18 protein-coding genes are annotated in these 23513 nt (G+C 45.4%); 5 read left to right on the top strand and 13 right to left on the bottom strand.

What is annotated here, in order from left to right; translation table 11 throughout:
* Positions 1-115: 115 nt before the first annotated feature.
* From IGI89_RS09660 to IGI89_RS09650, 3 genes are all read left to right on the top strand, one after another.
* The gene (locus IGI89_RS09660) at positions 116-1693 is read left to right on the top strand and encodes a PucR family transcriptional regulator (protein WP_008379210.1); all 1578 of its coding nucleotides are present in this window, start codon (positions 116-118) and stop codon (positions 1691-1693) included.
* Complete coding sequence (locus IGI89_RS09655; RefSeq protein WP_438735584.1) at positions 1690-2487, top strand: alpha/beta hydrolase; 798 nt, start codon at positions 1690-1692, stop codon at positions 2485-2487. The genes IGI89_RS09660 and IGI89_RS09655 overlap by 4 nt, the downstream gene beginning before the upstream one ends.
* A gap of 204 nt (positions 2488-2691) precedes the next feature.
* The gene (locus IGI89_RS09650) at positions 2692-3837 is read left to right on the top strand and encodes a cation:proton antiporter (protein ID WP_438735583.1); all 1146 of its coding nucleotides are present in this window, start codon (positions 2692-2694) and stop codon (positions 3835-3837) included.
* 156 nt (positions 3838-3993) lie between these two features.
* Here the strand turns inward: IGI89_RS09650 and abc-f are convergent, their stop codons facing one another.
* The 4 genes from abc-f to IGI89_RS09630 all read right to left on the bottom strand — a co-directional run bounded on the left by abc-f (position 3994) and on the right by IGI89_RS09630 (position 9726).
* Complete coding sequence (gene abc-f, locus IGI89_RS09645) at positions 3994-5463, bottom strand: ribosomal protection-like ABC-F family protein (RefSeq protein ID WP_438735582.1); 1470 nt, start codon at positions 5461-5463, stop codon at positions 3994-3996.
* Between the two features lie 359 nt (positions 5464-5822).
* On the bottom strand, positions 5823-7091 hold the full coding sequence (locus IGI89_RS09640; protein WP_008379218.1) for a dicarboxylate/amino acid:cation symporter: 1269 nt from the start codon (positions 7089-7091) through the stop codon (positions 5823-5825).
* 18 nt (positions 7092-7109) lie between these two features.
* A complete protein-coding gene (locus tag IGI89_RS09635; protein ID WP_438735580.1) occupies positions 7110-8360 on the bottom strand; it encodes an MFS transporter in 1251 nt (416 codons plus the stop codon).
* Between the two features lie 151 nt (positions 8361-8511).
* A complete protein-coding gene (locus IGI89_RS09630; RefSeq protein ID WP_429967316.1) occupies positions 8512-9726 on the bottom strand; it encodes a pyridoxal-phosphate-dependent aminotransferase family protein in 1215 nt (404 codons plus the stop codon).
* Positions 9727-9856: 130 nt separating this feature from the next.
* On the opposite strand from IGI89_RS09630, the gene IGI89_RS09625 reads away from it, so the two are divergent.
* Positions 9857-11488: a PucR family transcriptional regulator gene (locus IGI89_RS09625; protein ID WP_438735579.1), complete on the top strand. Its 1632-nt coding sequence runs from the start codon at positions 9857-9859 to the stop codon at positions 11486-11488.
* Between the two features lie 30 nt (positions 11489-11518).
* Here the strand turns inward: IGI89_RS09625 and arcC are convergent, their stop codons facing one another.
* From arcC to allC, 7 genes are read right to left on the bottom strand one after another with little or no spacing between them, the layout of a single operon-like run.
* The gene (gene arcC / locus IGI89_RS09620; RefSeq protein ID WP_008379225.1) at positions 11519-12454 is read right to left on the bottom strand and encodes a carbamate kinase; all 936 of its coding nucleotides are present in this window, start codon (positions 12452-12454) and stop codon (positions 11519-11521) included.
* Complete coding sequence (locus IGI89_RS09615) at positions 12427-13290, bottom strand: DUF2877 domain-containing protein (RefSeq protein WP_034872369.1); 864 nt, start codon at positions 13288-13290, stop codon at positions 12427-12429. The genes arcC and IGI89_RS09615 overlap by 28 nt, the downstream gene beginning before the upstream one ends.
* 37 nt (positions 13291-13327) lie before the next feature.
* Entirely contained in the window at positions 13328-14590 is a 1263-nt protein-coding gene (locus IGI89_RS09610) for a DUF1116 domain-containing protein (protein WP_005234461.1), read from the bottom strand.
* 12 nt (positions 14591-14602) lie between these two features.
* Positions 14603-16357, bottom strand: a complete 1755-nt coding sequence (gene fdrA / locus IGI89_RS09605; protein WP_008379230.1) for an acyl-CoA synthetase FdrA — start codon at positions 16355-16357, stop codon at positions 14603-14605.
* Positions 16358-16365: 8 nt separating this feature from the next.
* Complete coding sequence (gene allD / locus IGI89_RS09600; RefSeq protein ID WP_101699239.1) at positions 16366-17442, bottom strand: ureidoglycolate dehydrogenase; 1077 nt, start codon at positions 17440-17442, stop codon at positions 16366-16368.
* A gap of 13 nt (positions 17443-17455) precedes the next feature.
* Positions 17456-18241 (bottom strand): (S)-ureidoglycine aminohydrolase, encoded by a 786-nt coding sequence (gene allE / locus IGI89_RS09595; protein ID WP_438735578.1) that lies wholly within the window; start codon positions 18239-18241, stop codon positions 17456-17458.
* 15 nt (positions 18242-18256) lie between these two features.
* Positions 18257-19486 (bottom strand): allantoate deiminase, encoded by a 1230-nt coding sequence (gene allC, locus IGI89_RS09590; protein WP_061053111.1) that lies wholly within the window; start codon positions 19484-19486, stop codon positions 18257-18259.
* A gap of 169 nt (positions 19487-19655) precedes the next feature.
* On the opposite strand from allC, the gene IGI89_RS09585 reads away from it, so the two are divergent.
* Positions 19656-20528, top strand: a complete 873-nt coding sequence (locus tag IGI89_RS09585) for an alpha/beta hydrolase (RefSeq protein ID WP_086297695.1) — start codon at positions 19656-19658, stop codon at positions 20526-20528.
* An 85-nt stretch (positions 20529-20613) separates the two neighbouring features.
* Here IGI89_RS09585 and tkt read toward each other — a convergent pair whose 3' ends face one another.
* Positions 20614-22617: a transketolase gene (gene tkt, locus IGI89_RS09580; protein WP_438735576.1), complete on the bottom strand. Its 2004-nt coding sequence runs from the start codon at positions 22615-22617 to the stop codon at positions 20614-20616.
* A gap of 166 nt (positions 22618-22783) precedes the next feature.
* Positions 22784-23476, bottom strand: a complete 693-nt coding sequence (gene alsE / locus IGI89_RS09575; RefSeq protein ID WP_008380955.1) for a D-allulose 6-phosphate 3-epimerase — start codon at positions 23474-23476, stop codon at positions 22784-22786.
* Positions 23477-23513 lie beyond the last annotated feature (37 nt).

Below are 23513 nucleotides of genomic sequence, written 5' to 3'. Positions count from 1 at the left end.
TGTTCTCCTCCTTTTCTTATACTCTCATTCTAACGAGCCTTGTTTGCGTTTTCATTGGATAAAGTTCTAAAAAAATGCTATACTTTTTATCCAAAAGAGAAAAAAGGAGCGTTTTATGAAATTAAAAGAATTGGTTGAACTGCCGCTTTTTGAAAAAAGTAAAGTCCTGACTGGCTCCATTGGTTTAACAAATTCCGTCGGTTCCGTCATGGTGCTGGAAGCGATGGACATCGAGAAATGGAGCAAAGCCCATCAATTGATTTTGACTTCTTTTTATGCCTTCAAAGACCAATCCCCTGAGGAACTGCGTGTTTTTTTTGAAAAAATGCAGCAAATCGGTGTCAGCGGTTTAGTTATCAAAGTGGATCGCTTGATCCCTATGATCCCAGATTGGGTGATCGAACTTAGCTTTGCTTATCAGATCCCTTTGATCAAAGTGCAGCAAGAAGTCAGCTATGAAGCCATCATGCTAGCGGTTTACGAACCATTGCTGAATCACCAAACCCAGCTGCTGCGTACCTATTACGAAGTTCGCCAGCGCTTCATGAAAGTTGAGCGCAACCACTCTTCTTTCGATCAGATCATGCAGGAGTTCTATCAATTGATCGAAAAGCCTTGTTCGTTGCGCATCCCCCATTTAGATGTGCATGTGTCCGTCGGTCAATCCTTTAAGAATTTCGTGGTGACCAAACAAGAACCCATGAAAACCATCGAGTTTACCAAGAACCACTACGAATATTTGGAATTATTTTCTCATGAGAACAATCAATATGTGACTGCCATCAAAGTAGAGATCATCAATCCTTACAATGATCTGTGTACCTTGATCGTTTATCAGAAAGATTCGCAGATCCCTGAGGCAAAAGTCATGATCATTGAAAATGTGATCGACGTCATTTATGAACGCCTCCAAATGGCGTATTTGTTGAAGAAAGAGCGCTACAATCGCATGAACAATCTTGCCGATGCGATCTTACAAAACACTCCTAGTAATTTGGCTGAGCTGGATCTTTTGTTAGAAGAAGCGCAACTGGATCGCTACGATTTCTACCAAGGCATTGCCTTTGCTTCCAACAGCTTTAAAGATAAGGAGCGTAAGTCCGTCGTTTTGCACAAGCTACGGGCGTTGAAAACACCCCACGTCTTTTTTGAACACCACAATTATTTGGTGATCCTCTATAATTTCCAATCGATCGCCCATCAGGTGACGAAACAGATGCTGCAGACACATTTTGATGATGCCCTGTTAGCCGATGAACATGGCTGCTTGGTGGTCAGCGAAGTCTTGCGCAAGGAACAGATCAAAGAGATCCTGCCAGAGTGTTTGGATGCGATCCGCTTCAATCGGCAGTTTTATTTGGCGCCGATCATTGCCTATAGCGACTTAGGTATCTTTAGTTCCTTTATCAAGGAGAACCAACTGGAAAAGCTGCAGCAAAGCATTCCCCCGAAGCTGTATCAACTCTCGGAAGAAAATGAAGAGCTGTTCAAAACGCTGTATACCTTTTTTATCACGAATCGCAATTACAAAAATACGGCTGAGACCTTGTTTCTTCATGCCAAAACGATTCGTTATCGGCTAAGCAAAATCGAACAGCTACTAGAGATCGATCTGACAAGTCCGATCCAATTAGTCAATTACGAGATCGGCACCTATTTATTAGAGCTTCAGAAAAGGAGTCAAGCAAAATGAAAAAAGAATGGCAATTGACCACCGGTGCTTCGGTGTCCCTTTATCCTGCTTCGGAGAAATACCTGATTTACTTTCACGGCGGCGGTTTTGTTTATGGAACCCGTCAAGACATTCCCGCATCACTGATCGCACTATTTCAAGCGCAGCAATACAGCGTCCTCACAGTCGATTATTTACTGGCGCCCAATTCCTCGTTAGCGGAGATTTTGGCGCTGAACTGGCAAAATTTTCAAGAATTGCAAGCAACTGTGCTTAAAGATAACCCGTTTTGTTTCTGCGGACGCTCAGCTGGCGGTTATTTGATGCTGGCGCTGACTCAGCAATTACTGAAGGAACAACAGAGATTGCCTGAAAAACTGGTCAATTTTTATGGGTATACCGATCTTTCTTTTATTGAAAACAAACGAGTCTTGCAGCAGCCGCTCTTAAGCAAAGAGCAAGTCCCTTCTTTGAATCAAACCGAGATCGTTTGGGATGATCCGCAGTTTCAGCGCTATTTGCCTTATGTTTATTGGGTTCAACAGCAAGAACTCACCACGATCTATGGTCTAACAGCTGAAGCTCTTTCTGACTATGCCATTGATCCTGAGCTGCTTGCTCAATTTCCTCCAATTTTCAGCAGTGCCAGCAGTACCGATGAGGAAGTTCCTTTTCGTTACAGCAAAGGCTTGAAGAAAGTGCCTAAAAGCAAATTTGTCCCTGTCTATGATTTGCCCCACGACTTTTTGAAAAACGTCGAGGAGCCGCAAGTCCAAATGGTGTTTCAGCAGCTCGCCCGTTGGCTCAAACAATAATTTGATACAAGTAAAGTGAAAATAATGTTTTTTTATTTCGACGAGTGCACAGAAAAACTCTGATTGCCTTCGCTTCCTCCTTATCTCAAAAAACGTGTGGTTTAATGAAACTCTTTTAATAAAAAAAGGCTTGATACAGGCTCAATTCAAGAGAGAATGCTATACTAAAGGGGAGTATGTTATAGGAAAGAAGGATGAGGTTTTATGCATTTTGTCGGGATTTTGTGTTTGATCCTAATCACGACGACCCTCTTCTCGCATCTGGCGAGACGGATGGGCGTTCCTGCTGTTATCGGGCAGTTGTTAGCGGGGGTTTTATTAGGAGGCGCAGGACTCAATTGGGTCCATCCAGATATTCTGGTTCATGATTTTTCAGAAATTGGTGTTATTTTGCTGATGTTTTTAGCGGGATTGGAAAGTGATATTTCTTTATTAAAACGCTATTTTCGTCCAGGGATGCTCGTTGCCCTTTTTGGGATCGTGTTCCCTATGCTCTTCGGGTATGCCACGGGGGTCGGTTTTCAAAGCAGTCCCACAGAAGCGTTCTTTTTCGGGATCGTATTAGCTGCCACCTCAGTTAGTATTTCTGTCGAAGTATTGAAAGAGTTGAATGTGGTGAATACGAAAGAAGGGTCGACGATTCTTGGTGCTTCCGTCGTGGATGATATTTTGGTCGTGTTGGTTTTGAGTCTTAGCCTTTCCTTTTTAGGAGGCGAAAGCAGCCAAGCAACACCACTGCCGGTCACCTTATTGGTAGAGTTGATTTATTTTGTGTTGATTTTTCTATTAGTGAAATGGATTGCTCCGTTCTTATTGGCACTTGCAGAAAAGCTATTTGCAAATTCCGCGGTGATCATCATGTCACTGATCATCTGCTTAGGAATGGCGTATCTTGCTGACCTCGTTGGGTTAAGCTCGGTCATTGGTGCCTTCTTCGCAGGGATCGCTGTCAGTCAAACGAAGGTTCGTGAGGAAGTGGAACACAGTGTCGAAGCATTAGGTTACGCCGTCTTCATTCCGGTGTTCTTTGTCAGCGTTGGCTTAGAAGTTGATTTTTCCCGCTTAAATGAGCAATTATTCTTTATTCTTGCCTTTACCGTGGTCGCGATCATGACCAAATTGGTCGGCGGCTATGTCGGGGCGAAAATCGCGAAATTCTCAAACAACAGTGCTTGGATGGTGGGAGCTGGAATGATTTCCCGAGGTGAAATGGCATTGATCATTTTACAGATTGGTCAACAAAACCAATTGATTTCGTCCGCATTGTATTCCCCTTTGGTGATCGTTGTCTTGTTGAGTACCTTGATCTCTCCCCTGATCTTAAAATACTTTACGAAAAAGATTTATTAAGCGATGTAGCAACAGCTAGGCGATACCGATGATTGCGAAAAAAACAGCGCGGGTTTTGTAGTGACCGCTCAACGGCCGATTGTTGATCGAACGTTGGGCGGTCGCTTCCTTTCCCGCGCTGTTTTTCTCTATACAGGTATAAAAGCGACTATGCTGCTAGTTACTAGAAACCAATGTTAATTTCCCATGATCGATTAGATACACGTCATCCGCGACGGCATCGATAAACGCTTGATCGTGAGATGTGAACAAAACGATGCCTCGATAGCTGCGAATCAATTGTTCCAAGACGGTGATTGTCGGCAGATCAATAAAGTTCGTCGGTTCATCAAGTATCAAGACATTGGCAGATTGAGTAAAGATGCGTGCGAGCTCGACCCGTGTCGCTTCCCCGCCGCTTAGCACATTGACTGGCTTCATCACGTCAATCTGGCTAAATCCCAGATTGTGTAAAATACTGCGGACCAGTGGTTCCTGATAGTCTGTTTGAGCCATCAATTCCGTCAAAAGCGGTGTGGTTCTGTTTTTTCGATAGCCCATTTGCTCGTAGACCGCAAAGACGATTTTCGGTGATACATAGATTCCCTCTCCGCCTGCGATGATTTCTTTTAGTAAAGTCGACTTTCCCGAACCGTTCGGACCCACGATAGCGATTTTCTTCCCGGCAGCAAACTGGAAACTGCTGCTGTCTAGCAAACGTTTCGCCCCTCTTTGAATGGTTACTTGCTCCCCACGAATCGGTCGTTTATTATGCAGCTCCACTGCAGGGACTACCGGAAAACGAATCACCTGCTGCCGGGCAACACCCTTCACTTCTTCCAACTGATCCAAGCGGCTTTCCATGGCTTTGACTGTTTTTTGCAATGACTTTTGCACCGTGTCTTTTTGTTTTGATGACGACAAACGGTCTGGTCGGATGTTCTGCTGCCGCTTTTTTTCAGAAATGCGACTGCTCTTGATCGCTTGTTCTTTTTTCTTTTGGATCGCTTGGGTCAACTGCTGTTTTTGTTGCTGATACTGCGCAGCCTCCCAGGCAACACGCTGTGCCGCTTGCTCTTTTTGCTGTCGGTAACTGTCATAATTGCCAGAATACTCGGTGACTTTGCCTTGATCGACTTCCCAGATTTTCGTTGCCAGCTGATTCAATAGATACCGATCATGACTGACCACGATCAGGGTGCCATAATAATACTGCAGTTCATCAATCAAGACTTGAATTCCTTGCTGGTCCAAGTGGGTCGTTGGCTCATCGAGCAAAAGTCCTAACTGATAGGAAGATAACGTTTGTGCCAACCGGTATTTGGTCTCCTCCCCGCCGCTTAGTGTCGCCAATTCATTTGTTGGGATCGAAAAACGACCGAACAGCGCCCAGTCAAGGGCCTCCGTCTTTTCAGTCACCTCAGCGATTTGCGGGAAATAGTGAAACGAATTTTCTTTTTGGATCGTTCCTGAATCAGGATCGACCACTCCCGCAATCAACTTCAGCAAGGTAGACTTGCCTTGCCCGTTTGCGCCCACGATCCCGATACGATCCGTTTGATAGGCACTCAGTTCTTCAATGTTCAGTACTTCTTTGGCCCCATAATTTTTGATTAGATTGTTTATTTTTACACTTAATTGTTCCATCAGTCTGTCCTTCCCGTCTAGGAAAACGCAAGCACAAAAAAAGGGCATAGCCTACCGCTATACCCTGATTTTAATAAGAAATTGGAAAAAAGAGGACACTCATCCCTTGAAATCACGATTGCCTAGACTTTTGAAATAGATTTAAATTAGCTATTCAAAAGGTCAATCCACAATTTCATCGATGCTGTCATGTTTTTTCCTCCTCTTTTTGTCGTAGTTGTCTGTTGAATGACAAGCGGAAAATCAGCCGCTACTGTTTACCGTTTACGGTATTTCAGGAAGCTTCTTTAGTCTATCAACGAATCAATCGTAGCACGTTTCCAAAAAAGAGTAAAGTTTCATCACAAGAATGATTGGTCTTATACGCCATCGGTGATTTTTTCTGCTAATTTGACCTGGGCTTTTTCACCATTGAAGATTGCACGATCCAGTTCTCCTTCATCATGAGCAACGATCAACGCCACCGTGACGTCAGGGTCAACATTCAAGAGGGTCCGAAACATCCCAGAAAACCAATCGATCCCTGCCAGTAAGGCGATGCTTTCATTAGGCAGTCCTAACATAGGTAAAACCGTAGCCAGTGTGACTAATCCGCCGCCTGGAACGACGATCGTTCCCAAGCATGCCAACGAGGACAACAAGACCACTTGCAAAAGATCCCCCCAGCTCAATTGGATCTGGTACGCCTGAGCAACGGTTACGATTGCCAGGGCTAAAAATAAGGAGAGCCCATTGCTATTTAAGGTCATGCCTAGAGGCATCACGAGCTTATTGATTCGATCACTGATCCCAAATCGTTCTTTGCCATCTTCGATTTGAAACGGCAATGAAACAGCAGAAGAGGTGGTCGTAAAGGAAATCACCGATAGACGCCACATATTCTTTATCAAACGAAACAAGGAAACTTTGCAATAGAGCGACGTCAAGAGAAACCAAAGAAACAAAAAGAGCAAAGATGCCGCTGCTAACGTCAATAAAAAACTGGCTAACATTCCCAACACACGAATGCCGGTATCTTCTACCAAGGAAGCAACAAGGCCGAAAATCCCGATCGGCGCCAACTTCATGATCATGCTGACCATTTTTAACAAAATATGATTAAAACTACTGATCATATCTAGAAACAGCTGATTCTTTTTTTCATGCTTGATTAAGCTCAAGGCAAGGCCAAAGAAGAGCGAAAAAATAATCACTTGGATCATATTCTGCTCCACCATGGCTTGAATAATGTTCAGTGGAACAAAGTTCAAGATGACTTCTTCTATGCTGCTGGTACTTAATGCAGTTTCTGTACTTTGCAGCAGCGACTGGTCAAGGCCTGCGCCGGGCTTGAGGATCAAGGCGAACAAGAGACCGAAAATAGCGGCGACGAGGGTCGAACCGGTAAACCAGAGGAAGACTTTCCCGCCGATCCCACCTAATTCTTTTGGATCAAGTCCCCCCACCGCTTCAATCACCGAGCCCATGACCAACACGACCACAGACATTTGAATCAGTCGCAAGAAGAAGTCCCCGACTAGCTGCATTTGATCACCTAAACCGGGAAAGGAAACGCCCCAAAAAATCCCCAATACCGTTGCAATCATGATTTGGTTGGTCAAACTGATTTTTAAGGATCGTTTTTTCATCTGTTGTTCCTCACTTTTCTACTTTGCTGTTTTCTTAGAGTTTACAGTCAAGAATAAGAATGTACCACCGATCAACAAAATAATTGCGATATAAAAGCCCATTACTTTTGACCCTGTTGCATCCGAGATCGATCCGGTCAATGTTGGTGCGATAACGGAAGACATCATGCCGAAAAAGTTGAAGACCCCTAATGTCGTACCGACCCCAACTTTTGGTGCATTTTCCCCTAGCCAAGAAATGATGATTGGTTCAACCGCTAGTTTTCCAAGGAACCCGTACAAGATCAACGCGATCATTAAGAAAGTCGAATTTGTTGCTTGCACCGTTACTAATAACATCAACGCCGATAATACTTCTAAAATAACGATAAAGGTAACTTTTTTATGCATGTATTTGTCTGCCAAGCGGCTAAAGAACAAGGCCCCAGGAATCGAAGCAAATGCCACCAATGAAGAAGAGAAGCCGATTGCGACTCCTTGGAAGCCTCGTTCTGTTCCTAAGAAGTTTGGTAGCCAAGTAACCGTCATATAGTAGGCATAACACGTCGCAAAATATAACACATACGTAAAGAGCATCCGCAGGGAGAACAAGGTCGAAAGGGAAACTTTTTCTTTCGGCTGATCCGTTGTTTCTTCTTCAGCTGCTGCTTGACTCTCCAAGAAAGCTACGTCTTCTTTGTTGCTGCGGATAACCAATGCGAAAGCGATCGTCATACAAACGATCAAGAAAGCGGATAAATACATCATTGTTTGCCAAGGCATATTCATCTGAATAACGATAAAGCTTGATAAGATCATCCCAAACCCTGAACCAACGGCAGAACCACTATTGACGATCGCTGTTGAGAAGCTCTTCTTTTCTTTCGGAATGTTCTGTGAGGTCAAAGAATACGCGGAACCATAAAATGATCCACAGCCGATCCCTGCTAAAAAGCTACCGGTATAGATCATGGAGATTGAAGAGGCTTGTGAAATAAGTAAAGCTGCCAGTGCAAATACCACAAATCCCGGGAGCAGAACTGTTTTCTTCCCAATCTTATCCACTAAAAAGCCGGCAGGGATCTGCATGATCACATAGCCGAAAAAGTAAAAGCTGGCGATCGATCCTAATGCTGTATCAGAAATATTGCCGCCAAGTGACTCATTGATTTGCGGATAGACCGGTGATAACGCAGCGCGATAAATCCAGATAGTGACCCAGCCTGAACACATTAAGATAATAATTTGTTTCCAGTAGGCAAGCCCACCACGTTCTTTATTGATTTCCATTTTTTTCCCTCCATCAGTTACACAAGTAAAGTTTGTGAAGCACGCCAACGAAAGCGCTTTAAGATAGTCTTAGTGTACGTTTTTTTGCCGACTATTGCATTTGTCATTTTTCACAAAGCGCTTTCAGTCGTTGTGCATTTGTGCTAAAATTTTAAGTCGTTTTTTGGTAGTAATTTAACGCAGCGATGAGCGCTTTGCCGGCAGAAATTGGTGCTTGCTGGTACAATAGTGCCCCTTCTAACGCGGCTAGGACATGTAAAATATTTTCTTTGCGGCTGCTGTAGCCCATATTTCCAATCCGCCAGATTTTTCCTTTTAGATCACCAAATGAACTAGCGATCTCTACACCAAAGGAGTGAAGCATCTCTTCTCGGACAGCTTCGCCATCAACACCTTCTGGAATAAAGATGGGGGTAACTGTCGGCATTTTGGTTGCTTTTTCGCCATAAATCGAAAGCCCCATTGCCTCCAGTCCAGCGACCAACGCCCCTTCATTCGTCAAATGACGTTGATAGGCTGCATCGAGGCCTTCGTTTAGCAACATCCGTAATCCTTCATGAAGCGCATAGATCATACTCGTCGCTTCTGTGTGATGGTTGATTCGCTCTTTGTTCCAGTAGCGTTGCAATTGACTCAAATCCAAGTAATTACTCATAATGTACCGCTTGTTTCGATCCGTTTTGCTCAAGCCTAATTCTTTTTGGTAACGGGCATTAAGGACGGCTTCGACTCGATCGTTGTAGGTCACTAATGAAAGACCAGACGGCACACTTAAACACTTCTGTGTACCGGCAATTGCCAAATCGACACACCAATCATCGACTGACAGGGCCACGCCACCATAAGTCGCCACCATGTCAACGACAAAGAAAATATCTTTTGCGCGACAATACTGCCCGATTTCTGCTAACGGCTGCATTTGCCCATTGGCAGTTTCCCCGTGGACCATCGCCACGATCTTGGGTTGAAATGCGTCGATTTCTTTGATGACCTCTGCGGGTGCAAAAGGAGCCGTCCATTCTTTTTCTACATATTTGACTTGCGCTTGGGCACGTTCACAGATTTCTCCAAGTAAGAAAGCAAAGCGCCCATAGGCGGGGATCAAGACTTTGTCCCCTGGTTCGATCAAAGCGATCAGCGCCGCTTCTAAACCAGCTCGGGAAGTCCCATCAATGGCAAATGCCTCTTTATTTTTGGTTCCAAACGGTTGTTTGATCATTTCTTTGACCTCATCCATGATCGCCAAAAAATTCGGATCAAACTGCCCCAAAATGCGATTGGTCATTGCTTGTAGAACAGCTGGATGGGCTTCTACAGGCCCAGGTGTCATGATCGTACGTTGTGCGATCGTTAACTCTTTATACATCTTTTTCCCTCATTTCTCTTTTTGATTTCACTGTCCAACGCCTTGTCAACGTTTCCAAGTTTGTTGTACAATAAAGCTAAAAAAGGACATGTTTTTGTTTGTTTTGTTCAATTCCAAAAGGAGTTTCTCTATGAAGTTAGTTGCTGAATTGCTTGCTATACCACGCTTTTCCAATTTGCGTTTATTGACAGATCCCCTGACTGCGGAAATTCCCGTCGACAGTATCGAAATCACCGAGACCCCCGATATCGCCCACTATATTCCTGAGCATACCTTTATCTTAAGCACGGCGATGGTTTATAAAGATAATCAAGGAGCGCTTCTAGAGCTGATCGATTCTCTCGTAGCCAAAAATGCCGCTGGATTAGGCATCAAGATTGGTCGTTTTTTGGATGTCATCGATCCTGAAGTCATCGCCTACGCCGATAGCTTGGGTTTCCCCATCGTAGAAGTACCTGCCACGATGCCGCTGGGGCGTTTGATGCACCAGCTTTTGAATTTGCTATGGAACACCAAAACCGAGCAGCTGAGTTATGCATTAGACATTCAAAAACGGTTCTCTGCTTCCTTGATGAAGGATGTCAGCATCGCTCGCTTTATCGCTGATTTTGGCCAAATGGTCAATACACCGATCATTTTGTTGAATCCTTTTAAACAAGTGATTGCCCACTCCAAGCATTTCACCCGCATGTCAAAACCCGCGGAGTATTACATCCATCAATTAGGACAAACGAAAGGGGTTTTTACTGGTGAAAAAAGCGGGGCAATCCCTATCAAAGATCTTCATGAAAAAACGTCACAAATTTCTTATTATGCCATTGAAACCTCCACTTATTTCCCCCATTATTTAGTCATTTTGAATCCAGAGGCGATTCCTTATCCTGTCTCGGATTTTGCGCTGGAACAAGCAGCATTGGTCTTGTCGTTTATGCTCTACAAAAACCAAAAAGTGCAAGAATCTTTTGAAGATTTAAAAAGTGACTTTTTAACACGAATGATCGAATACCAGCAATCTTCCAAACAGGAACAAAAGGATTGGTTAGATCTCGGAAAAACTTATGGGTTGGTCAAAGCCCGCCATTATCGTGTCATCTATGGTGCCTGCGAACCAACCAAAGAAACCAAAGGCAAAGACAAATACCTAAAAGAAGAAAGTGACTTGGTCTATCAGTGGTTTAGTGAACAACTGCCTTATCGCATCAAAGATGTTTGTCTCTTTCGCTTAAAGGGCAGCAATCACTTTGCGATTTTCGTGCAGCATAAGTGTGATGCCTTAGAAGACCATTTGATTGAGACCGCCAATGCTTTGACCAATCGGTTGCCTTTTCGAATGGCCTTTGGTGTAGGGAGTGTCTGTGAAAGCATCAATGATTTAGCCAGCTCCTACATTGAAGCAAAGACTGCTTATGAAGAACGAAGAGGCCAACATGATTCTCCCATCGTCTCTTTCTACCATCAACGGGGAATGCGGAGTCTATTTGAAAAAATGAGCCCTGAAGATATCCATTATTTCTGCCGCACGATCCTCAAAGAATTGGCGTTTCCGCAAGAAGATGCCACCATCGAATTGCGCAAAACCTTACGGGCTTACTTGGATTATCAATGTGAGATCACCCGCACCGCCAAAGCCTTGTTCGTTCATCGCAATACGATCAAATACCGCATCGAACAGTGCCAAAAGCTACTAGGAAAAAACGTGCATGATCCTAGCATTAGCCTGGATCTGCGCTTAGCCCTTGAGCTGTCCGAAGAAGGCGACTAATAGGCGAATCAAGCAGTTGGATCGCTGGTGTTACCCAGCGATCCTTGTGCCTGCTTCACCTAACAATGCTAAGTCTGCTTCTTCCAATGAGCAGATGATTGCCGTCTTTCCTTGCTTGGCAAACGCAATCGCTGCTTCCATTTTCGGCCCCATACTGCCTTCTGCAAAATGCCCCGCATCAAAATATGCTTGCGCTTCACTTACGGATAACCCCGTTAATTTTTCTTGCTCCGGTGTTCCGTAATTGATATAAACGTTGCTGACGTCGGTCAGCATCATAAATACATCGGCATCCACTTGTTCTGCCAATTTTTTCCCAGTTCGGTCTTTATCGATGACTGCTTCGATCCCTTTCAAGCCTTCCGCTTGTTTTACGACTGGAATCCCACCGCCGCCACCAGCGATCACGATGGTATTTTGATTCAATAAATGAACCATTGATTCCACGCCGTGGATCGTCACAGGTTGTGGGGATGGCACGACGCGACGGTACCCACGTCCAGCATCTTCTTCCATAACCCAATGTTTTTCCTCAGCCATTGTTTTTGCTTCTTCTTCTGAGTAGAACAAGCCGATCGGCTTCGTTGGCTTTTCAAACGCGGGATCATCCGCTGCCACTTCCACTTGAGTCAATAAGGTCACGACATTGCTGGTCAGTTCTTCTTGATCGATTTTATTTTTGATGCTTTGCTCCATCAAATAACCGATAAAGCCTTGTGACTCTGCATTGCAGACATCCAGTGGAAAAGGCGGCACGACTTCTTTGGCTTCTTCATTTTGTCGTAAAATATTGCCGACTTGCGGCCCATTGCCATGCGTCACAACGATTTGATGGTCAAGTTTCTCGATTTTAGCGATCTGTTCTGCACTTAACTGGATATTTGCAAGCTGTGTCTCTACGGTCGCTGGTTGATTCGGTTTTAAAATTGCATTGCCCCCTAGAGCGATGACCACTCGTTTTGCCATATGAATTCCTCATTTCTATTGTTTTGAAATTGATTGATACTGCGAGCAAACCCTGCCAAAAAGTCAGCCCCCGAGGTATGACCGATCGCTAGTATCTCTTTGATTACTTGGTAAAAAGCCGCTGAATCGGTACACCTGGTCAAGGATAACGCCGATTGATTGAATGCGCCTGTCAACGCATGCAGAAGATAATGTTTACTGACGTCAGTCGTCAAATCATTGACTGTCAACAGCCTTCTTTGTAGATAAGCCACCAAGCGGGTATCTTCTTGCCCCATCACTCGGCGAGCCAGCAAATGACCAACTAGCATATCATCGCCTGTGGGGGTCAATCCGACACCCCGTCCGACTAAATAAGCGACTGCTTGCCGTTGTTCTTTAAATGAAGGCGTGCATAGCTGATCGATTGCGTCATAAAACGGATGATTGCTGCTGATGGTTTGTGAAACAGCTTCTTGAATCCCCGTCTTTTCCGTGACATGTTGGAGGGTTGACCAAAACAGTTCTCGATCAAATGGGGCTGTGCCAGCTGGGAAGGTGGTTGTAAACATGGCTGCCTTTTGAAAAGACAGACGATGATGCGGAAAATGGATCACTCGTTGCTGAACCAAAAGAGTGGTACCAGCAAGCAAGTCGGTCGCCAACGCTGCATAATCGTCGGCAGCTAAAATCATCCCTTTGGGCACGCGAGCCGCTTGTTTAGAGACACAGATCAGCTGATCCTGACGAGGATCTTGCAGATTGAAACTATGCTGAAACACACTGTGAACGAGCCAGGTGCCATTGATAAATGCGGGTTCAAATAAAGCTTGGTCGATCCATTTTGCCTGTATCATCGCTAGGTTGCTCCTTTTCACGTTTTCAGACCCTGAGTTATTCTTCAAATCCTAATTTTTTTGCATAAGCCAAGACAGCTTTTTCAAAGCAATCCATTGGTGGTGTCACTGTCCCGGCCCCAATTTGTCCCCGTCCAGCTTGTTTGTTGGCGATCCCTGTATTGATCACCGGTAAGATCCCTGTTTCCACGACTTTCCGAGCATCGATCCCTAAACAGATCCCTTTGAAGTCCCATGTAGGAACGGGAAAATTCGGATTGGTATCAATGGAGATCTCTAACATCTCATTGCTGGTTTTCAACGCATCGTGAAATCCGCCGGAACCAACGAAGCGTGTCACAGCTGGGGCAGCAATCATCGCCATTCCCCCAACACCAAAGGTTTCCGTAATGGCACTGTCGCCCATATCTGGAGAGGCATCTTCTTCACTGAATCCTGAGAAATACAACCCTTTTGGTGTATTGACAGGACCGGTAAACCACTCGTCCCCCATACCAGAAATACGGATACCGAATTCATGCCCGTTGCGACACATTGCTGTCACAACCGTTCCTTCTTCAATCGTCCGGGCGCCATCAAGCACCGCTTTTGAAGAAGCCATCATGATATTCAAGAAAAACTGATCCGTGTCTGCTAGAAACTGAATGACTTCTGGTTTTTCTTTTTCAAATCCTTCAAGGGTAACGATCGCTGGTGCTACTTCTTTTAAGAACGCCAACGAAGCAGCGATATTCCGTTGATGGAACTCATCCCCCATGGCGATTGCTTTTGCGACTAAGACATTGATGTTCAAGCCATCGGGTTTTGTTTGTAGTGCAGCACTTAAAACTGGTGCTAACGTATTTTTCATCCAATGCAAGCGATCAATGACTTCTTGAGAATAGGCGCCAAAACGTAAAACTGCCCCAATCCCTTCGTTCATCGTACAGTACGCTCGGTTGCCGTCTGTTTTGTTTTCCACCACGAGAACCGGCATATTGGCAGAGGTGATGCCCCCCATTGGGCCAACCGCTTGCACGTGGTGACAAGGAATCAGTTGAACTTCCCCAGATGCTAATAAATGACGTACCTCTTCTTCCGTTTCGCCCCAGCCTTCAAAAAGTCCCGCTCCAACACAAGCGCCTTGAATCGGATCGATCATCTGGTCGTAGCGGATCGGTGGTCCTGCGTGCAATAGGACTTTTCCTTCACCTAATTCTGGAATGACACTGACTGCTGGAACGACATCCAACAAAAAAGGCGAACCGGCAACGATCTTGGCAATAACGGCTTGGTTTGCTTCTTCAATAGTTTCGTACACGATAACTTCCTCCTACTCTGATAGTGACACTTGTGCTAAGAAACGTAAGGCTTTTTGTAACGTTACGTTCCCACCAGCAATTGGCTGCCAGTCGTATTGAACGACTTGACCGTGATGTGTCTGGATCGCTTCTGCAAAGCTACGCAACCCTACATTGATGAACGCGTCATTCGACAACAATTCGCGGCTCTTTTCAGATGGCTCTGGCAACCCATCGGCAGTTGTCACTGCTTTTGGCAACAGCTTACGACTAATTGGGGAAAAGGGATGGCCGAGCATTGCTAAAGCTTTTTTGACTGCTTGGGCATTGCTTTGACACAAAATCACGCCAGCTGCGGTTAAAATCTCTGCTTGCTCGTTGCTATCTTGGGGGTCTAAATCAGTTCCAACGATCGTAGCGATCACCGCTAACTCCCGACCAGCTGCTTGTGCTTCTTCCTTCAATGATTTGATGGTCGGTGCCAATTCACTCGCCATATCTTGATGAGAGCCGTACCCTAAAACGATATCTAACAAAATCACTGCCGTTTCAGGATCTTCCCCCGCTTGTTTCAACAGTTCGATCCGCTTTGTTGGGTCGATCATCGGATGGGGCTTGCCTTGAGTATAAATGTCATCACCTAAATCGATGATCTCATGGCCAGCTGCTTTTAAGATGTACCCTTCCTGATGGGTATCTTCTTGTTCCAGATTTAATCCTGCTTTAACAAGCATCGCTGCTTCGTACGCCAATGTTCCGCCAGAATAGTAAGCTTTGATTTTTTGTTGTTCAGGTCCAAAAGTGGCAGCTGCTGTTTCCTCTTTCACTGGCTCTAGTCCAATCTGTTCTTGACGTAGCAGCTGCACGGCTAATTGAGCCGCTTCTTCCAGCGTGTAGGCTCGGTAAAGATTTTCTTCGTGGTCCGTTGGCTCTTCCCCAAGAAAAATCGTGACTGCAGGTTTTGTTCCTCTTCTTAAAAGTGCCAACACTTCATCTCGGACACGTGGTGCAGGTGGTTTGGAGATCACCACGATCACCTCCGTATCAGGATCGTGTTCCAAGGCAAGAATGCTATCTTTCATGGTTATCCCACCGACGGCTTCTTTGAGATCTCGTCCACCGGTTCCGATGGCTTGTGTCACACCGGCACCCAATTTATGAATAATAGTGGTGACTTCTTGGATACCAGTACCCGAAGCGCCGACAACACCGATTTTCCCTTTACGGACGGCATTGGTGAAGGCTACTGGTATCCCATTGAGAATCCCTGTGCCACAATCTGGTCCCATTAAAAGAAGTCCTTTTTCATGCGCCAGTTTCTTTAGCCGAACTTCCTCTTCCAATGAAACGTTATCACTGAAACAAAATACATGTTTGCCCGCTGCTAATGCGGTTTCAATTTCTGGTGCTGCCATAGTACCGGGAATCGATAAGACAGCGACCTTCGCATCTTTTCCAAGATCTAAGGCTTTTTCCCAAGTTTTGACGCTTTGGGTTTCCTCTCCTGCGCTATTGCTTTGGTCCGATAAGAAGGCATCGATTTCTGACAGGACTGTTTCGATGATTTCTTCCTCTTCGATGTCTAAAACGAGCACCATATCGTTGGATGTCGCATTGCTCATCTCCTCGGTATAAAGACCACCCGTCTTGAAAATGTCCTTATTGGCAGGTGTGCCCATCATGACCGAAGCGTTGTTGATCCCTTCGATCGTCAGTAGACGATTGGTCAAAAGCATTAAAACAATGGAATCTTGGTAATTGTTTTTTTGAATAATAGTGTGTAACATGGGTCTCCTCACTCTCCTGTTCCTGTCTGTGCAAAGGCATCTGACCCAGAATACTGGTCAAAATGAACCGTGTCGCTAATGAGATAGCGATAAATGTTCTTCTCGATGGGAATGCCTTCTGCCATATATTTTTCATAGGTTAGTTGATTGATCTCGCCTGGATAATAGACTTGCTGGAACTGTTCAGCAGCCGGTATGGCGTGCAGCTCTTCGATCATCGTTTCCACCGACTCTTTAAATGTGTCTAAATCTGTGAAGCGTTGCGGATCGATCAGCAAAATAAACTGCCCTAAGTCGCGACCTTTCGTCAGATCGTTGTACATAGAGGAAACATGCTTGCCAAAAGGCAGCCCTAGGAGCATTCCAGACAAGATATCCACCATCATCATCAACCCAAAGCCTTTTGGTCCTGAGATTGGCAATAACCCATGAACATGATGCGGATTCGTTGTTGGCTTGCCATGGGCATCAACGGCCCATGTTGCAGGAATCTCTTTATTTTTGGAGCGAGCGTCTAATATTTTGCCCCACGCTTGGACCGTCGTTGCCATATCAAAGACCACCGGTGCCCCCTGTTTTCGTGGTGCGGCAAATGCGATTGGATTGGTACCAAAATAATTTTCTTTGCCGCCAAAAGGAACCACCATTGAATCTGATTGGCACATAGATAATGCAATCAAGTCAGCTTCTGCAGCTTTTTTGACATAATAGGATAGCGCCCCACTATGACTCGTTTTCCGTACACCAACTGCCGCGATCCCAGAACGTTTAGCCATCTCAATGGCATGCTTTGTCGCTTCTAATACAACGACCTGCCCTGCGCCATTTTGACCGTGAACGATCCCGCAGCTCGGCCCAGTCTCTTCAAACGTGATCTGTGGAGTGCGATTCATTCCACCTTTAGCGATCCGCTCTGCGTAATAGTCTACCCGTACAGCCCCATGAGAGTGGATCCCGCTGGCATCGGCAAAGACCAAATGCTCTGCAACGATTGCTGCGTGCGCTTCAGACAAACCAGCAGCCGCTAATTTTTTTTGGATCAATTGCTGTAACTCTTGTGACTGTACAATAACCGTCTCTTCCATTTTCTAAACTCCTTTAAATTTCCGGATCGCGGTTGCAATCTTTGGAATAAATATAGGTCAATGGTTCGTCACGACCAACACCATAGGCCGCTTGCTGTACATAGGCACTCATGAAAATGTAGTCGCCTTTTTCCACCGGGAACCACTCATTGTCTAAGTTATACATCCCTTTACCTGACAGTAAGTACGCCCCGTGTTCTTGATAGTGGGTCTCAATGTAGCCATGACTTGCCCCTGGTTCAAAGGAAAGGATATGAATATTCATGTCAAAGCCCAACTCTTTCGGTAAGAAATCCCAAAGCAAGACGTCTGCCATCCCTTCGTATTGGATCGGTGTCAACTCTGAAAGATTCCCCACTACTTTGTAGGATTGGTGATTTTCTAACTGTTGGTAACGCTTCTTATACAAGAACACTTCTGTCGCTTCTTCTTGGAGATTTTTCATATACAGTTTTTCTCCAGCAGGCAGATAGATATAGCCTCCGTCCGTCAATGTATGGGTTTCTTTGCCATCACTTACTTCCAGTTTGCCCGAGATGACATACAAGAAACTCTCGATCTCTGGACCGCCGAAGCCCAATTGGTTGGCGCCCTCTTTTTTGAATGAAATGATGTAATCGACAAAAGACGCCCCTAATTTTGGTGTGCCGAGTATCGAACATTCACAGTTTTCGAATCCTGGAATGACATTATTCACTAACCCGTCATGCGGCAAGATCGCAAAATTATTTTTTCTAATGACTGCACGTGATTGCAGCAATCCATCTAAATAGCCCGTATTATTATTTTTGTATCCCATGTGTGTCCCTGCTTTCTATTCTTTGTATGCTAGCTCGTAAAGGGAAGCTGCTAAAACTTCTACCCCAGCTGTTAAATCTTCGATAGTTGTTGCTTCGGCTGGGTTGTGGCTAATCCCATCAATACTTGGTACAAACAGCATCGCCGTTGGAAAATGTGGTGCAATGATTTGGGAATCATGACCCGCCCCACTATGCATCACTTTGTAGCGTTTGCCGGTTTGCTTCACCGCTTGTTCCACCGTGGCAACGATCGTATCGTCCATCGGCACTGGGCGTTCATCCATCCATAGGTCCATCTCCACTGTCAGGTCGTGCTCTTTGGCGATCGCTTGAATGATCTGTTCTGCTTCAGCAGTAAAGGCATCCAATAGCTGCCCATCAGTATGGCGACAATCCATCGTAAACAACACTTCACCAGGAACCACGTTAACCGTATTCGGCTTTGGCTCAACTTTACCGAATGTCACAACTAATGGATCCCCAAGATCTAAGCCACGGTCGATCACTGCGGCACACATTTTGGCAAAACCATACACAGCATCTTGACGATAGCCCATCGGTGTGGTGCCTGCATGATTGGCTTGTCCTTTTAAGACAAAGGTGTAGCGCTTTTGACCAGCGATACTATTGACGACTCCGATCTGCAAGTTTTCTTTTTCTAAAACACTGCCTTGTTCGATATGGATTTCCACGAAGGCTTTGATGTCTGATCGAACCGGTTCTTGTGGGTCGCGAAAATCAAAGCCTTGGCGTTGCATCTCTGCCACGAAGCTATTGCCTTCAAAATCTGCGATCGCTTCAACATCGGCTTTTTTGGCCTCTCCGACAAAGTTTTTACTTCCCCAAAAAACGGTTGGAAAACGACTGCCTTCTTCTTCTGCCATTGAGATGACTTCCAAGGAGCGTAAAGGTTGCCCATAGGTCTCTTTTAAATACTTGATCGCTAAAGCAGCAGCAACGACCCCGTATTGACCGTCTAATGTGCCACCGTTGACGACGGTATCGATATGTGACCCTGAAAGAATCGTTTCTTCTGGATACTGGCTGCCTTCCATTCTGCCGAAGAGATTGCCGACTGCATCATAGGACGTCGTTAAGCCAGTTTCTTTTAATTGTTTTTCTACAAATGATTGCGCTTCTTTCCATGAATCGGTATAAAGCAGTCTAGTCATTCCTCCAGTTGGATCACTCCCAATCTGAGATAATGCATCGATCATTGCCGCTACTTCTTTTTTCAACTCCATTGTTCTGCCTCCTTTGATTTATACGGTTATTGTAAGCGTGTTACTGAAGGACATCATTGTTCACTTTCGACAAAACCGTTTCTATTTTTAGTCATAACGCTGTTTTCTAAACCGCTTCCTTCTCCTATACTCTTCCTTATACTATCGAAGAAGAGAAAGGAAGAAAACAATGGTTTATCCTAAAAATGCCTTTGCGCAAACAGAAAAAATCCAATTTGACACCTACGGCACTTTGCCGTTAGAAGTGACGATCCTAAAAGCAGCGCAGCCTCGGATCAGCCTTTTGTATTTTCATGGTGGTGGCTTCCTCTATGGTCAGCGAGAAGACCTTCCGCAGGATTATGTCCACCAATTGCTGGCTGCCGGTGTTAGCCTTTATCTCTTTGATTATCCACTGGCTCCCGAAGTAGCGCTGAACGACATTTACCTTCATACAAAAAAGGCAGTGGAATGGTTTTTGACAGAGGGCTGGCACTTCAGCGGCGTTGGTGCAAATGAGTACATTCTATTCGGTCGCTCCGCCGGCGGTTTTTTAGCGACCTTACTGACCGCACGCACAAAGCATCCGGAGCAAAAAGGCTTGATCCGATTTTACGGATACCAAGAGTTGTTTTATAAAGAATTTTTGCAGCCGGCACGCTTTTACACGCAATTTCCGAAAGTCCCGCCACTCGACGCCGAAGCTATGATCGAAAGCCAACCAATCACCCACGGCACGTTAGAAAAACGATTCCCTTTGTACCTTTCCGCCCGTCAATATGGCAACTGGCAGCGTTATTTAGGCAATCGGGAACAGCTGGCAGCCTTGGCGATTCCTGCTGCCGCTTACAAAGACTTTCCTCCTTGCTTTGTCGTTCATTGCAAAAAAGATCCAGACGTTCCCTTCAGCGCCTCCGAAGCTTTCGCAGCACAAGTCCCCCGTGCCAAAACACTTTGGCTCGATTTAGATCAGCATGACTTTGATCGGACACCAAACACTGTCGCTGATGACTGCTATCGACAGATGATTTCATGGCTCCTTTTAATAATAGAGAAACAATGAGCGTAAACTTATCCGCGTTTCCTTAATAAATAAAAACAGGCGATCTTCAAAGGAATGTTCCCTCTAAAGATCGCCTGTTTTTTGATTATAGTGAGTTGAAGTTATTCACGACATTCTCAACACTGAAGCCGAATTCCGCTAAGACTTTGTCGCCAGGTGCTGATGCACCGAAGTGATCGATCGCGATCACTTTTCCATGACAGCCAGTGTAACGTTCCCAACCAAATGGGGAAGCCGCTTCGATCGCTACGCGTTTCTTCACTGCTTTTGGCAAGACGCTTTCTTTGTATTCTGAGCTTTGTGATTCAAACAGATCACAGCTTGGTAAGGAGACCACCGATACATCGATGCCTTCTTCTGCCAATTTAGCTTGTGCTTGAACCGCAAGATTCACTTCAGAACCTGTGGCGATCAAAATCCCCGCTGGTGTTTCACCGGATTGTTTTGAAATCACATAGCCACCTTTTGCGACATTTTCATCCGCACCAGTTTGCGTGCCTTCGATCACTGGTAGGTTTTGTCGGCTTAAGACTAAGACCGTTGGTTTATCCGTTGTTGTCATGGCCAATTTCCAGGCAGCACGGGTTTCATTGCCGTCTGCTGGACGAATCACTTGGACATTTGGCATGCAACGGACGCTGGCTAATTGCTCGATTGGCTCATGCGTCGGTCCATCTTCTCCCACCGCCACGGAGTCATGCGTCAAGACATAGATCACAGGTGCATGCTGGATCGCAGACAAGCGCACCGCTGGACGCAAGTAATCAACGAAGACGAAGAATGTCCCGCCATAGATTCGTGTACCGCCATGCAATTGGATTCCGTTCATCGCTGCCGCCATCGCAAATTCTCGCACACCAAACCAAATGTTGCGGCCTTCGTATTGACCAGGTTCAAAGTCTTTTTCTGCTGCCACCATCGTGTTGTTGGAGCCAGAAAGGTCAGCCGATCCACCCCAGAGACTAGGGACGGCTTGGGATAAGGCTTGGATCATCTCTTTGCTGGAAACCCGACTAGCTTGTGAGCTGCCAACTTCGTAGCTTGGTAATGTTGCATCCCAATCTGCTGGCAATTCACCCGCAAAGGCTTGTTTGAATTGCGCCGCAAGTTCTGGGTAGGCTGCTTCATAGGCACGGAAGGTTTCGTTCCAAGCGACTTCAGCTTTTTGCCCTTCATCGATCATGGTTTCTTTGAAGCGCGCGGCAACTTCTTCAGGTACGGTAAATTCTGGGTATTCCCAACCATAAATCGCTTTAGCTGCAGAAATGCCTTCGGCACCGATCGGCGCACCATGAACGGCAGAGGTGCCTTGATTTGGCGCACCGTATCCGATCACAGTCTTGATTTCGATCAAGGTTGGTTTGTCGCTTTCAGCTTTTGCTTCGTCGATCGCTTTTGAGATTGCTTCTAAATCATTGCCGTCTTCAACGAGAATGTGTTGCCAGCCATACGCCTCAAAACGCGCACCGACATTTTCTGTAAAAGCTTTTGAGGTCGGACCATCTAGGGAGATGTCATTTGAATCGTACAAGACGATCAGTTTGTCTAATTTCATGTGACCCGCCATGGATGCAGCTTCTTGCGAAACACCTTCCATCAAGTCCCCATCGCCACATAAAGCGTAGGTATAGTGATCGATGACTTGATACTTGTCGCGATTGTAGGTTGCAGCCAAGTGGGCTTCGGCCATTGCCATACCGACTGCCATAGCGATCCCTTGTCCTAAAGGTCCAGTGGTTGCTTCCACGCCGTCTGTGTGATCGACTTCTGGATGTCCTGGCGTGCGGCTATCCCATTGACGGAAGTTTTTTAGATCCTCAATGGTCACATCGTAACTAGACACATGCAACAAGCTGTACAATAGCGCCGAACCGTGTCCAGCAGACAAAACAAAGCGGTCACGATCCACCCAGTTGCGAGAAGTCGTTGGATTGACTTTCAAGTGTTTGGTCCACAAGGCATAGGCCATGGGTGCTGCCCCCATCGGTAATCCTGGATGTCCTGAATTGGCTTTTTGTACGGCTTCGATACTTAATGTACGAAGGGTGTTCACTCCTAATTGATCGATTTTATCAAATAATTTTTTCAATTAAATTGCCTCCTTCACTTTCTTCAGCCAGCATGTTTCTATTCACTGCCTTTTCACAATAGAAAAGAACCAGACACCCAAAGTTTACAGGCTAGGAGGCATCTAATGCTCCTCTTTTTAACAGTCCGCAACTTGAGTCGTCCGGTTATTTTGCTTTCGGCTTTGCTTAGCTACTCAAAACTTTTCCAGTCATTTCTTGATAATCTGCGACCATGATCGACCATGCTTTGGCAATGTCATCATCTAAACCAAACAATCCACTGCGTCCGACAATATAGATGTCTGGATTGGCTTCATCGATCCGTTTGAAGGATTTCCGATTGGAGGAACCATCCATTTCAATGACATAGTGATAGTCGTATTCTTCCCGTAATTCCCGCAGTTCAACAATTTTATCTAACGCCCCTTCAATAAAGCGTTGGCCAGCAAACCCTGGATCAACCGTCATGATCGTGACTTTATCCAAACGATCGATATAAGGCAAAATGACCGATACTGGCGTTTCAGGATTTAAGACGATCCCGGCTTTTAATCCGGCATCATGGATTTGATCGATCAGACGAAATGCTAACCCATCCAAAACTTCAGCGTGCATGCAAATCCATTCACAGTTGATATCGATCAGCTGCTGCACCCAAAAGGCAGGTTCAGTGACCATCAAATGAGCGGACAAAGGCAAAGTACTGATTTTGCGGACCTCTTGAATAAACCATGGGGATAGGGAAATATTGGGTACGTAATGACCATCCATAATATCAATATGATAGGAGTCCACTTGGTCATTCAAAAAAGTGATTTGCTCTTTAAATTTATCTAGATCCATCGTCATCAGTGACGGTGAAAATTCAACTTTGTTCATAGACTTATCCTTTCTCCTCGATCAGTCTTGTACTGAG

Source organism: Enterococcus sp. AZ141 (assembly GCF_051714385.1).
Lineage (GTDB): Bacteria > Bacillota > Bacilli > Lactobacillales > Enterococcaceae > Enterococcus_D > Enterococcus_D entomosocium.
The sequence above is the reverse complement of the archived record's forward strand: the minus strand, read 5'-3'. Positions and strand labels throughout refer to the sequence as shown.

Bases quoted from the DNA above. Each gene is read 5' to 3' on its own strand.
- IGI89_RS09660 (WP_008379210.1), top strand. From the start codon at position 116: ATGAAATTAAAAGAATTGGTTGAACTGCCGCTTTTTGAAAAAAGTAAA.
- IGI89_RS09655 (WP_438735584.1), top strand. From the start codon at position 1,690: ATGAAAAAAGAATGGCAATTGACCACCGGTGCTTCGGTGTCCCTTTAT.
- IGI89_RS09650 (WP_438735583.1), top strand. From the start codon at position 2,692: ATGCATTTTGTCGGGATTTTGTGTTTGATCCTAATCACGACGACCCTC.
- abc-f (WP_438735582.1), bottom strand. From the start codon at position 5,463: ATGGAACAATTAAGTGTAAAAATAAACAATCTAATCAAAAATTATGGG.
- IGI89_RS09640 (WP_008379218.1), bottom strand. From the start codon at position 7,091: ATGAAAAAACGATCCTTAAAAATCAGTTTGACCAACCAAATCATGATT.
- IGI89_RS09635 (WP_438735580.1), bottom strand. From the start codon at position 8,360: ATGGAAATCAATAAAGAACGTGGTGGGCTTGCCTACTGGAAACAAATT.
- IGI89_RS09630 (WP_429967316.1), bottom strand. From the start codon at position 9,726: ATGTATAAAGAGTTAACGATCGCACAACGTACGATCATGACACCTGGG.
- IGI89_RS09625 (WP_438735579.1), top strand. From the start codon at position 9,857: ATGAAGTTAGTTGCTGAATTGCTTGCTATACCACGCTTTTCCAATTTG.
- arcC (WP_008379225.1), bottom strand. From the start codon at position 12,454: ATGGCAAAACGAGTGGTCATCGCTCTAGGGGGCAATGCAATTTTAAAA.
- IGI89_RS09615 (WP_034872369.1), bottom strand. From the start codon at position 13,290: ATGATACAGGCAAAATGGATCGACCAAGCTTTATTTGAACCCGCATTT.
- fdrA (WP_008379230.1), bottom strand. From the start codon at position 16,357: ATGTTACACACTATTATTCAAAAAAACAATTACCAAGATTCCATTGTT.
- allD (WP_101699239.1), bottom strand. From the start codon at position 17,442: ATGGAAGAGACGGTTATTGTACAGTCACAAGAGTTACAGCAATTGATC.
- allE (WP_438735578.1), bottom strand. From the start codon at position 18,241: ATGGGATACAAAAATAATAATACGGGCTATTTAGATGGATTGCTGCAA.
- allC (WP_061053111.1), bottom strand. From the start codon at position 19,486: ATGGAGTTGAAAAAAGAAGTAGCGGCAATGATCGATGCATTATCTCAG.
- IGI89_RS09585 (WP_086297695.1), top strand. From the start codon at position 19,656: ATGGTTTATCCTAAAAATGCCTTTGCGCAAACAGAAAAAATCCAATTT.
- alsE (WP_008380955.1), bottom strand. From the start codon at position 23,476: ATGAACAAAGTTGAATTTTCACCGTCACTGATGACGATGGATCTAGAT.